Origin of the sequence: Paenibacillus sp. FSL P4-0127 (assembly GCF_038007325.1) — a bacterium.
Lineage (GTDB): Bacteria > Bacillota > Bacilli > Paenibacillales > Paenibacillaceae > Fontibacillus > Fontibacillus macerans.
The window spans coordinates 2,513,460-2,524,739 of the sequence record NZ_JBBOWY010000001.1 but is presented as its reverse complement, the minus strand read 5'-3'; the positions used below and the strand labels follow the sequence as shown (position 1 = coordinate 2,524,739).

Here is an 11,280-nt window from a genome sequence, read left to right as displayed (position 1 = left end):
TTTTTCCCTGCGATTGAAAGAAACTGCCGCACCTGCTTTACCGAAAAGACCGCCGCGCTTGCCAGCGCATGCAAAAGACCGCCGGATCAACCTTCCGGCGGTCTTTTGCATCTCCTCTTCTTACTCCCTTACTTGCCTTTTGTTCTTGCTGAATTTCTCCAGAATCCCCACCAGCACGTCCAGCTCATGCCGGTCCAATACGGACAAATGGGCTTTCAGCACCTCCCGGGACCTCTTCCGGGCTTCTTCGCATACCTCGGCGCCCCGCGTTGTCACCGACAGCAGAACCGACCTCCGGTCTTTTTCGTCATGCCGGCGTTCGACATATCCGTTTTGCACGAGCCGGTCGATCATCACCGTAATGGCGCTGGGCTTCACCTCGAGCTTGTCCGCCAAATAGCTGACGTTGCACGTTTTTTGCCGGTCGATCAGCGCCAGCATGTGAAATTGCGGTCCGGTCAGCCCCAGCTCCTGATGATGCATCAGCTCGCTTTTCATTTTGCGGAACGTGCTCGACCAAGCGGCTTCGATACGCTCGATGTACGTGTCGAGATCATCTTTTGACACAGGATTCCTTCCTCCCCCCACAGGGTCCAACCTAATTTAAGTGTATTATGCGGCCAGGCAGAATTCAAGGAAACTCTCCAGCTTTCGTCAACAAACGGCCTTGAAAACCGGTGAAGAATCCATTATGATGGAATCGAAATGATTTTCATGTATTATGTATGATATTTAAAAATAATTTTCACACTATCTACAGGAGGGGGTCTTTTTGACGCCAATACTGCACGCACTCTCCAGCCATTTGGACACGCTGCCGCCGCAGGAGCGCAAACTCGGGGAATATATTCTGGAATCGCCGGCGGCCGTTCTTCATTTGGGCATTACGGAATTGGCCAATACGTGCGGAGTCAGCCCTTCGACCATAACGCGTTTTTGCAAGACGTTTCATTTTAAAGGGTTCCCCGATTTTAAGATGAAGCTGGCCGGAGAGCTGGCGCATAAACCGGCGGACACGCAATATCAGGACATTATTGCCGGCAATGACCTGCAAAAAATCGTCGAGGCCATGGAAGCGAACCACCTCGCCTCCATTACCGACACCACCCGCTTGCTGGACATGAACCAGCTGGCTCAGGCGGTAAAGGCGTTGTGCGGGGCCAAGCGCATCGATTTGTACGGCGTGGCCACCTCATCGGTGGTGGCTCAGGACTTCTATCAAAAACTGATCCGCATCGGCAAAAACTGCACCGCTTTCGCCGATTCCCATATGCAGATCACCTCCGCGTCTTCGCTGGGAACGGGCGATGCCGCGCTGGCGATTTCCTATTCCGGGGAAACGCCGGAGACGATCGATGCGCTGCGCTGCGCCAAAGACAGCGGGGCGGTGACGCTGTCCTTGACGCAATACGGGCAAAACCGCCTGGCGTCTTTGGCAGACATCGCGTTATTTTCTTCCTCCTTGGAGGAAGGAATGCGAAGGGGCGACATGGCATCGCGGATCGCCCAACTTCATGTCATCGATATTTTATTTACGGGAATGGTTAGCCTGGAGTTTGAAGACTATATTCCCAAGCTGGAAAGTTCATATCAAAACGTGCAGATTTACCGCAAAACACAAGGAGGGCAAAACTTATGCTGAACATCATCAAAACAAGCAGCGAGGACCATTTTAACGAAACCGGCGCAGGCATTATCGCCAGCCTGCTGCAATCCAATCCGCGGGCGATTCTCGGCCTGGCGACCGGTAGCACGCCGGTCGGCGTTTACGGGAAATTGATCGAGCTTTACCGGAAGGGCAGCGTAAGCTTCAAGCAGGCCACGACCTACAATCTCGACGAATACATCGGCCTTCCGGCCGATCATCCGGAAAGCTACCGCCGGTTCATGGACGAGAAGCTGTTTAACCATATCGATATTTTGCCCGAAAACACCCATGTTCCATCCGGCGTGGAAGCCGATCCGCAAAAAGCGGCCGAAGATTACTCGCGTCTGCTGGATGAAGCCGGCCAGATCGATTTGCAGCTGCTCGGTCTGGGCCACAACGGTCATATCGGCTTCAATGAACCGGGCGAGGAGCTGCAGGGACCGCCGCATATCGTCAAGCTAGATGAACGGACCCGCCTGGCCAATGCGCGTTTTTTCAACTCCATCGAAGAGGTGCCGACGCACGCGATCACGATGGGGATCGGCTCCATTTTGCATGCCAAGCAAATTTTGCTGATGGCCAAAGGCGAAGACAAAGCGGAAGTGATCGCCCGGGCGCTGAAAGGACCGATTACGACGAAATGCCCGGCTACGTTCCTGCAAACCCACTCCAATGTCGTTGTCGTCGTAGATCAAGCTGCAGGGAAGTGGCTATAATGAGCGGCCGGAATTTTATCCTGACCCATGCCGAAGTCGTTACGCCCCGGGGAATCATTCACGACGGAGCGGTTGCCGTAGAGAACGGACTCATCGTTTATGTCGGCTCCGCATCCGGCGCGCCGCTTTCGCTCCCGGCCGAATGTGAAACGATCGACGCAAGCGGCCATTACGTGCTGCCCGGTTTTATCGATGTTCATGTGCACGGCGGCATGCTCGAGGATTTCTCCGCACCCAGCCAGCGCGGCTTTGATGCGATTACGAAGCTTCATTGCAGCCAGGGCACGACCTCGATGCTGGCCACCACGATGACGATGCCGAAGCACGTAATCGAACACGTACTCGAGGAAGTGCATCAATATATGCAGGGCGATATGCCTTATGCCCAACTCGTCGGCGTCCATTTGGAAGGGCCGTTTATCAGCCCGAAATGGCCTGGAGCGCAAAATCCGGAGCATATCGTGCCGCCGAACCGGGAATGGATCGAAGCATGGGATACGCGCTATCCCGGGCTGATCAAACAGGTGACGTTCGCGCCGGAACGGGAAGGCTCGCACGAGCTGATCCGCTATTTGCGCAAGCGGGGCATCGTGGCGGCCGCCGGACATACGGACGCAACCTACGAGCAAATGATGGCCGCGTATGAAGTCGGGCTAAACCACTCCGTGCATATGTTCAACGCCATGACGCCGCTCCATCACCGGAAGCCCGGCACCGCCGGCACGATTTTAAGCACGCCCGGCATCAGCGCGGAAATTATCGCCGACGGCATCCATGTGCACCCCGCCGCAATCCGGCTGCTCGCCAGCGTGAAAACCGGCAGCAACCTGATGCTGATCACGGACGCGATGTCGGCAGCCGGTCTTGGGGACGGCGAATATATGCTCGGCGATCTGCCGGTCGTTGTGAAGGACCGGGTTTGCACCCTCAAAGATAGCGAAGGCACATTGGCCGGCAGCACGCTGACAATGATCCGCGGCTTCCGTTATCTGGTGCAGGAAGTTGGCTTGTCCGTGGAGCGTGCCTCCGAACTGGCCAGCGGCAACCCGGCCAAGCTGATCCGGATCGATCATTTGACCGGCGCGGTGGAAACCGGAAAACAAGCCGACCTGCTGCTTGTAAGCGGCGATCTGGAGCTGCAGCGGGTTTGGGTGAAAGGGCGGCTGCTAAACGGCGAAGCCGAAGAAGCCGAATAAGTCTTTAAAATCGTGATGGAGAGGGCTGTCTGACTACAAGTCGCATATTATAACTAATCAGAACTGCAAATATAGTAAACAACCCTTTTATTACCTGTACGGGTCGAAGGGCTTCCTGCCACATTCCTATATAGGGAAGGGGTATCCCACCATGAAATGCAAAAGTGCAGGCGAATTTCGTCGAAACTCCCTGAAACAGGCGGTTCAAATGCAAATGTGCAGTTCATTTCCGGTTAAAAGTCACTTTTTTATCAAATCGCGGATATTCAGATGCATTTTTGCATTTCAAACGCTCTAAAAGGATGAACTACGGAAAATAGAATGCACTTTTGCAGTTGATCTCAACGACCCGTCCTAGCAAACGACGAATCACCTTCAGTCTTGATGTCTTAATGTAATGGAAATACTTATGAGCAAACCACATAGTACATCAGCATAAAAATGAAGCCGCCTGGTTTTTAACAACCATTAGCGCGCTGGCGGTACGATTAGATTACGTTAGATTTCGTTAGCTTCGTTAGATTACGTAAAATTCCATCTGCGGGTTCTCGGCTACAATAATTAGGCCCCCTTCTGGCGAGAAAGGGGGCCTAGCCTGCATTGCTTTAATTTAGCCGGTTTCTCCGTTAACGGGTCGTGCCGCCCGAAAAACCGCCGTTGGTGCCGGTGCGAAGACCTCCACCGGTTCCCGTCATGCCTCTCGTACCGTTGCCCATGCCGGCATTCGGGCCGGTAGGCGTATACCCGTTCGGGCCGGTCATCGTCCCGGTGCGCCCCGGGAAAATCCGGTTGATCAACGTTTGGAAATCGCCGATGACGTTGTTCAGCGTCCCGCCTCCGCGCGTTTGGGTAGCATAGTTCCCCATGCTGGTTACGAAGTCGGGATTCCCGGAAACATACACGTTGCGGATATGAGGGGCCGTTTGCTTCACGACATGGGCAATACGGTCCTTAACGTCCTGAGGGACGTTATCGGTAACCGCGCCGTTGACATTAAAGCGGCCTGCGCCTACACCGTCATAAGTTCCGGCTCCGCTGCGCGTGCCGGTACCGTAAATCGTAGTGCCGCGGTTTACGCTGCTCATCCCCATATTCCCGGCGCCATTGTACATGGTCCCGGTTCCGGTTGTCCCATAACCTGTCGTTCCATAGCCGGCCGGACCATTTCCGGCGGTGCCGTATCCGGGTGTCCCGGTGCCGGTCGTGTTCGTTCCACCCATGCCGAACAAATTGTTGCCGCGAGTTCCGAAAAGACCGCCGGCTCCGTTAGGGGCCGTCAGCCCGCGGCCAAGCCCGTTGTCATAGGCGCCGCGCGTTCCGTAGCCGGCACCGTAAGGTCCGCCGAGATTCGTCGTTCCCGTACCGATGCCGGTGGAACGCATGCCGTAAGTGTTTGTCCGGCCCGCCGTATTCCCCGTGGCGGCGTTGTTGTTACCGTGGAGCGTAACAGCCACATATGCGTCGCGGTCCGTCACGACGACATGAGCCGTCTGCACATCGCCCAGCTGGGCGACTTTATTGCTTAGCGCAGGACTGTATCTCAAGGAGCGAATCCGCTGATCCTGACCGTTCCCCGCGCTACGCGAAAACAGACGGTTCCCGTTGGGAAGGGAGTTGACATCATAGTTCCGGTTGTTGTTGTTCCGAACGCTTTGCGTCCGTACGTTGTTCTTGGCTGTGCCGTCACCGCAGCCCGCAATGCCGATCACGCTGGCCAGCAATGCGGCGGACAACGACAAATTCACGATTTTGCTTTTGGCTCCAGGCATGTAGTCATCCCCCATCAAAGATTTTAATGTGTATGATTACATGCGTTAGAGTGCGCCGCATCCGTGAACGACATTCAGGGAAGTTTCACCGCAGCGGGAAAAAAAGAACTGTTCCCGAAAGCGTCCGTTTTAACGCAGGGAACAGTTTTTCTTGACGGTATGGTATATTAAATGGTTTGCAGCATGTTCATAAATTCCCGGCTGTATTTATCCGGATGAAATTCGCTTTTTACAAGCTGTAAAGCTTGGGTTTGTATCCCGTTTCGCAGCGGTTTGTTCAGCATCAGCTCGCGCCCTTCCCGAACGGCCTGGCCGATATCGCCAAGGACATAGCTTTTCCCCGTTTTATTATGCTTAATGCAGGAGACGACGCCGTCCGAACCGCTTGCCAGCACGGGGCAGCGGCAGCTCATCGCTTCGATGATGGACATCGGCGCTCCTTCGACTTTGGAGGTGCTGCACAGGAATCCGCCGGAATCGCCGATGGAGGAATAATAATGGATCATTTCCCGATTGGGCACATTGGAGCAAACCTTTAAACGGCTGCGAAGCTGCAGCCGGTCCACCAAACTTTCGAATTTTCCGCGCTCCGCGGGGCTCGATAAATAATGGTCTTCAAACATCCAGATTTGAATGCTCCGGTCATAAAAAAGCAAGGAATGGGCAATATAAAGAAACTCCCGCCAGTTTTTATTGTCCTCAATCCGTCCGACCCAGGCGACTACGGGTTCCTTTTGTTTTTGCGAAGGACGGTACGAAAAAGCTTTGGCGTCAAAACAATTATTTAAATAAAATTGCGGAATGGCCGGGTACAATTGCTGAAACAAGGCCGTAATATGAGGCGTTTTCGGATTCATTAAAGCGGCGGCATGCTGACGGACGATCGGGACTGCGGCGCGAAGCTCTTTTTCGGCGGTATCCACGGATCCGAATCCTTGGATTTCCAGCACGAGCTTGCCCTCGTAACCGAGTCTGCGAAAGCGGGGAAAGCTGGCGTAATCCGTCGTCACCACGATGCAATCGTAGCGGCGCGTTTGGATAAGCCGGCGAATTTCATCGTCTTCATCCGTGACATAAACCGGAAAGTCCGTTTTGTTTTGCAGCCCGGCTCCCCACCTGTAGTACAAGCATTCCGCCTCAATTCCAAAACGCCGCAATGCCCTGCACCGCTGGCGATTTACGGTTTCCATCCCCCCGCTCGGCACGTAAAACACGAACAGCACACGTTTATTCATACACCATCATTCCTGACTTATAGAGGTTTACCCGCGTTCACAACTCGCATAAGCGCTTGATTAATCCGGTGTCCGGGATGCGGTATTCCGGAGGCAGCTTGGCGGGAAGAGACGCCCGGAAAGCCTCGTCCCCTTTGGTTATGTCCGGGGTCAGGCACGAGAGGTTCATGACATAAGGCAGGCTGGAGAGCTCCGGATCGATCGTTCGCAGAAAGCAAGGATCGGGGTAGTTGTAGCCTTCCGGAAGCTTGACCGCCAGCTTCTGCCAGAAAACGGGATCCGGCTTTTCGTATACGGTAAAGGAAAAAATCATCATGTTCTCACCCTTTGCAGCGCCAAATCATAAACCGCCAGGGTCCGCTCCAGCAGGGTGTCAGGGGACCATTGCCGATTCGCCCATTCCTTGGCCCGTTTAGCCAAAGATCGTCTCAGCGGCTGATCCTCCATCAGGCGGGTCAACTGCTGGGCAAGCTCCCGATCGTTGCCGGTTTCGAACAGCAATCCGGTTTCCTCATGCCGGATCATCTCCGGAATTCCGCCGGCATTCGAGGCGACGATAGGGGTGCCGGACAGCTGCGCCTCCATGATGGAAAACGGCAGGTTATCCTGCAAGGAAGGCAACACCATACAGTCGCTTTGCCGCAGAATCGCCGGCACGTCCCGGCGGTCGCCGAGCAGGGTGACGCGGTCAGTCAAGCCGGCTTCGGAAATCCAGCGTTCCACGTCGGCGCGAAGAACTCCGTCGCCGAGCAGCCAGCAATGCCAACGCGGATCGGAGCTTATTCGGCTTAGCGCCCCGATCAGGGTACGATGGCCTTTGACCGGGACGAGCCGGGCCGGGCAGCTGATCGTGAATTCCGCTGCTTGCGGAAGCGGCTCCGTAAGCGGCGCTTGCGATCTTTGCTCGAATTCGGCGAAATCCATACCATAAGGTATGACGCTGAAGATGTCCGGGGGCACGGAGAACCGGACCATTTCACGGCGAAGCCATTCGGTAGGCAAAATGGCGGCGTTCGCCGACACGCATCCGTAATACTCTTCATCGGCCACGTATTTCCAAGCCAAACTGTCCTTGCTTTCAATATCTCCGGCAATCATATGCTCCTTGGCCAGCAAGCCGTGAATGGTGGCGACCAGGGCGGTGCGGGACGGCTTGACGCGGGACAACGCCCGGGTGGAAATGATGTCCTGCGTATGAATGATGTCGTATTGATCCAAATCAAACAAGGCGGCGGCCAGTTCGTAGCAATAGCGCTCGACGTCGCGATAACGCACCCAAGGGTCGACATGGGCCAAATACTTCTGGTAGAACCGGATGACTTGATCGTAAACCAGGTTTTTGATCTTCCATTTATTGATCTTTTTGTTTCCGTCCACAAGATAGTAGTGGGCCATATCCGGATGATGGGCCAGCACGTCGACTTGATGCCCTTTGCGCTCCAGCTCTTTTTTCAGCAGACGCACATAGACATCGACCCCGCCGACATGAGGCAAATACCAGTAGGTCGCCAGCAAAATCCGCTTCGGCGAAGCCGCGGCCGCAGCCGGAATATCACCCGCGGGGAAGGCCGGATGTGAATGAGCCTGTAAAGCTGCGCCGGAATCGGCCGCAGCGGCTTCAGGCAACGCAGGCGCATCCCGTTTACTGGCGGCTGGCGGCTCGGTGGACAGGAAATACACGCATCCGGACATAAACCGGTTTTGGTTCAAGCCCGAAACGGCGCCCACCGCAATTTGCGCTTCGTCCGTCCCGTACATAACCGCTAGGGAATGGCCGAACACCTCTGCTTCGTCGCCGTTAAACTCGTGAATCAGCTTGCCGTCCCGGCCCAGCAGATAGGCGGCCCCGACCCGCGATCCGGCAAGCACGGCCGGCTCCTGCCCGCGTTGGGCAAACGGGACAATATCGGTCCCCAGCTCTTGAAGGCCAAACCAGCCTTCCTTTTCCATCACCAGCTCTCCTGAGACCAGATTGTAGGCAGCCACCGCCCCGCCGCGGGTAAATTCGCCCCCAGCTTTGGGCGAGCCGATGACCAAATCGGCGATGCCGTCCCCGTCAAGGTCGAACGCGGCCACTTTGCGTCCGTGTTCGTCATAGCTTCGCTTTCCTCTGGACTCGAACATCGGCGCCGCCCCGCCGCGAAACACCAAGACGCGTCCGTTGCGGGTCATATCCGCGCCGGAATATAGCGGCGCGCTTACGATAAGCTCGGGTTTGCCGTCGCCGTCCACATCGCCGGAAGCGAGCGAACGCCCCAAACCTTCCCCGTTCTTGCCCTCCCAGCTCTCCAGGATCGAATGATCCCGGCCGGAGTAAACGGTCACCCGTCCATCCCGGTCGGCCCCGTTCGGGTCCAAGTTATGCGAAGACACCGCCACATCCGGGATGCCGTCCTGGTTCCAATCCAAAACAGTCAGCGCCGCTCCCAAACGAGCGTAATTTTCTTCGCCGCTCCACTTCCCAAGCAAGTTCCCGGTACGTCCGGAGTAAACCGATACGGTTCCGCATTCCAGCAGGGAACCGGCGCTTGCCCGCGGGGCCCCGACGATAATTTCCGGGTTGCCGTCGCCGTTGATGTCCCCCAAAGCGACCGAAGCCCCGAAACAGTCGCCGTAGCGTTCGCCCTGCAGCGTGAAAAGCGGCTTCAGATCATGCGAGTATACATAAACTTTTCCCCGGTAATAATGGGGGATCGGATTCACACCGTCTTCGTCTTCGACAAAGGTTGCCGTGCTGGCGGCAATGATCCATTCGTCCATCCCGTCCCCATTGATGTCTCCGGCAAGCACCACATCGCCAAAGCGGTCATGCTCCCGTTCACCCTCCAGTCGCTTCCATAAATAAAAAGGCAGCCGATTGCTCACCTCATCCCCTCCTCTATAGCGAAATGTCGATCCGGGTTGATTCGGCCGAAAGAACGGCGATTTTTCGCGTCTTCAGCCCAGCCTGGGGGTGGGACAGCGCTAATTCATAGGTTCCGGGCTGAAGATCGCAAATTTCAAACTGCCCGCCGCTGCCGCTCGCCGTACTCCGAAGGACGACGCCGGCCGTATCCAGCAAATGAATTGGGGTGTCCGGCAGCGGGAGACCCGTTTCGGCGTCGGCCACCGTTCCGGATAGGATGGAAAAATTCCGTATATGGCCGGCTGCCAGGCGTGCATTCGCCCAGTAATCATCGCTTAACCTGGAAACAAAGTCCTGCCTCAGCAGCGGCAGCGGCCGGCTGACGGTTGCCTGCCCGTAAACCTCGAACGTTTGCCCGAGCATGGCCATGTCGTTCCATACGGTTAAGGCATGTTTTCGCGCTTCGGCGGACTGCTTTTCCCGGAGCCGGTCATCCTCCACAAGCCTTAGCAGCTTTTCGTACAAATCAACGGCATTGCCCGGTTCCGCCAGCAATCCGTTGACCCAGTCCTGGACCATCTCCACGATTCCGCCGGTTCGGGAAGCGACGACCGGTTTGCCCAGGCTATGCGCTTCGATGATCGTAAACGGCAAGTTATCCTGCAGCGAAGGGAGCACCACGACGTCGGCGCCTTCAATCAACTCCGGAACATCATGACGTTTGCCCCAAAAGATGACATGCTTCTCAAGACCAAGCTCCTTCGTTTGCCGCTCCAGATCCTGGCGCATCATCCCGTCCCCAATCAGCCAGCAGACGACGTCGCTGCGCTTCTGCACAAGCAGCTTCATCGCGTCGATCAGGTATTTTTGTCCTTTGATGGCGACGAGGCGCGCAGGGCAGGCAATGATTTTGTTTGGCCGGACCGAGGAAGACACTCTTAAGTTCATTTGCTGCTTGTCTTGCCTGTCCCGGTACGCTTCCTGGTTCAAGCCGTAAGGAATAATGTAAGCGCGTGGATGCCGGATTCCGAACGTCGATAGTCTGCCCGACAACCAGCGGCTGGGCAAAATCAGACCGTCCGGGGACATGGAGCCGTAGTATTCTTCCAAAGACAGATAATGCTGTTCCAACGGAGAGCGAGCCTGAATCTCGTTACTTGCCGCCCATTCGGTAGCCAGACAACCGTGAATCGTCGCTACCAGGGGAACACGCCCCGGCTTGGCCTTGCGGAGTACAAAGGTTGAGATAATATCTTGCGTATGAATCAAATCATAGTCTTGCAAAGGAAGCCCTCGGCAGGCCAGCTCGAAAGCGTATTTTTCGCTTTCCCTCCAGAGCATCCATGGACTTAGCGGGATTTTACGCCGCCGGAACCGGGCTTTCACCGCCTCCTCCGCCTGCGGAAGAAAGTCTTGTTTCCAGAGCCGGAGCCCGCCGCGAACAAGATAGTAGTGTGCGAGGCCGGGATGCTGGGCAAGGATTTCCACCTCATGCCCGGCTTCCGCAAGCCGGGAACGAAGGATGTTCAGGTAGGTCGACACGCCGCCGATATGCGGAAACGGCCAATAGGTGGCCAACAAAATGTTCAAGCAAGACCTCCTCCTTCTATAAGAGGTAGTTCAAAAAGTCATCTTTTGATCACGAAGCAAGAACAAGGAGCGTATTCGGCATCGAATCTTGAATTCACCCGGGCCTATAGCGTATGCTTCCGAAGTATGTTTCCTGCGGAAACATTTCAGTTGCTCACGTAGGATCATCCTACGCTTTCGCTCCTTTCGTCCCTGGCTTCATCCAACCTTCTCGGTGCTGAAAACCTGACTTTTTGAACTTTCACTAAAACTGAAACCGCGCTGTTTAAAGAAAAACCACT

The 11,280-nt window shown here is 55.6% G+C and carries 9 protein-coding genes; 3 read left to right on the top strand and 6 right to left on the bottom strand.

Annotation, left to right across the window (positions count from 1 at the left end):
* Positions 1–120 precede the first annotated feature (120 nt).
* Positions 121–567 carry a MarR family winged helix-turn-helix transcriptional regulator gene (locus NYE74_RS11340; RefSeq protein ID WP_036620390.1) on the bottom strand — a complete coding sequence of 149 codons (447 nt, stop codon included), beginning with the start codon at positions 565–567 and terminating at the stop codon, positions 121–123.
* Between the two features lie 205 nt (positions 568–772).
* Between NYE74_RS11340 and NYE74_RS11335 the strand changes: the two genes are divergently transcribed.
* The 3 genes from NYE74_RS11335 to nagA are packed head-to-tail and all read left to right on the top strand — an operon-like array spanning position 773 to position 3,560.
* On the top strand, positions 773–1,642 hold the full coding sequence (locus tag NYE74_RS11335; RefSeq protein ID WP_316561629.1) for a MurR/RpiR family transcriptional regulator: 870 nt from the start codon (positions 773–775) through the stop codon (positions 1,640–1,642).
* Positions 1,636–2,364 (top strand): glucosamine-6-phosphate deaminase, encoded by a 729-nt coding sequence (gene nagB / locus NYE74_RS11330; RefSeq protein WP_036620386.1) that lies wholly within the window; start codon positions 1,636–1,638, stop codon positions 2,362–2,364. Before NYE74_RS11335 ends, nagB begins: the two co-directional genes overlap by 7 nt.
* Positions 2,364–3,560 carry an N-acetylglucosamine-6-phosphate deacetylase gene (nagA, locus tag NYE74_RS11325; RefSeq protein WP_036620384.1) on the top strand — a complete coding sequence of 399 codons (1,197 nt, stop codon included), beginning with the start codon at positions 2,364–2,366 and terminating at the stop codon, positions 3,558–3,560. Before nagB ends, nagA begins: the two co-directional genes overlap by 1 nt.
* A gap of 626 nt (positions 3,561–4,186) precedes the next feature.
* Here the strand turns inward: nagA and NYE74_RS11320 are convergent.
* From NYE74_RS11320 to NYE74_RS11300, 5 genes are all read right to left on the bottom strand, one after another.
* Positions 4,187–5,329, bottom strand: coding sequence for a YhcN/YlaJ family sporulation lipoprotein (locus NYE74_RS11320; protein ID WP_051985311.1), 1,143 nt, complete (start codon positions 5,327–5,329; stop codon positions 4,187–4,189).
* A 167-nt stretch (positions 5,330–5,496) separates the two neighbouring features.
* Positions 5,497–6,564 (bottom strand): glycosyltransferase family 4 protein, encoded by a 1,068-nt coding sequence (locus tag NYE74_RS11315; protein ID WP_316561114.1) that lies wholly within the window; start codon positions 6,562–6,564, stop codon positions 5,497–5,499.
* Between the two features lie 37 nt (positions 6,565–6,601).
* Positions 6,602–6,880, bottom strand: coding sequence for a hypothetical protein (locus NYE74_RS11310; RefSeq protein WP_316561115.1), 279 nt, complete (start codon positions 6,878–6,880; stop codon positions 6,602–6,604).
* Positions 6,877–9,429: a glycosyltransferase gene (locus NYE74_RS11305; RefSeq protein WP_316561116.1), complete on the bottom strand. Its 2,553-nt coding sequence runs from the start codon at positions 9,427–9,429 to the stop codon at positions 6,877–6,879. The genes NYE74_RS11310 and NYE74_RS11305 overlap by 4 nt, the downstream gene beginning before the upstream one ends.
* Before the next feature lie 13 nt (positions 9,430–9,442).
* Positions 9,443–10,999, bottom strand: a complete 1,557-nt coding sequence (locus tag NYE74_RS11300; RefSeq protein WP_316561117.1) for a glycosyltransferase — start codon at positions 10,997–10,999, stop codon at positions 9,443–9,445.
* Between the last annotated feature and the right edge of the window lie 281 nt (positions 11,000–11,280).

What these genes read in the sequence shown, in the direction of transcription:
- NYE74_RS11320 (WP_051985311.1), bottom strand. Translation starts at nt 5,329, where the DNA reads ATGCCTGGAGCCAAAAGCAAAATCGTGAATTTGTCGTTGTCCGCCGCA.
- NYE74_RS11315 (WP_316561114.1), bottom strand. Translation starts at nt 6,564, where the DNA reads ATGAATAAACGTGTGCTGTTCGTGTTTTACGTGCCGAGCGGGGGGATG.
- NYE74_RS11310 (WP_316561115.1), bottom strand. Translation starts at nt 6,880, where the DNA reads ATGATGATTTTTTCCTTTACCGTATACGAAAAGCCGGATCCCGTTTTC.
- nagB (WP_036620386.1), top strand. Translation starts at nt 1,636, where the DNA reads ATGCTGAACATCATCAAAACAAGCAGCGAGGACCATTTTAACGAAACC.
- nagA (WP_036620384.1), top strand. Translation starts at nt 2,364, where the DNA reads ATGAGCGGCCGGAATTTTATCCTGACCCATGCCGAAGTCGTTACGCCC.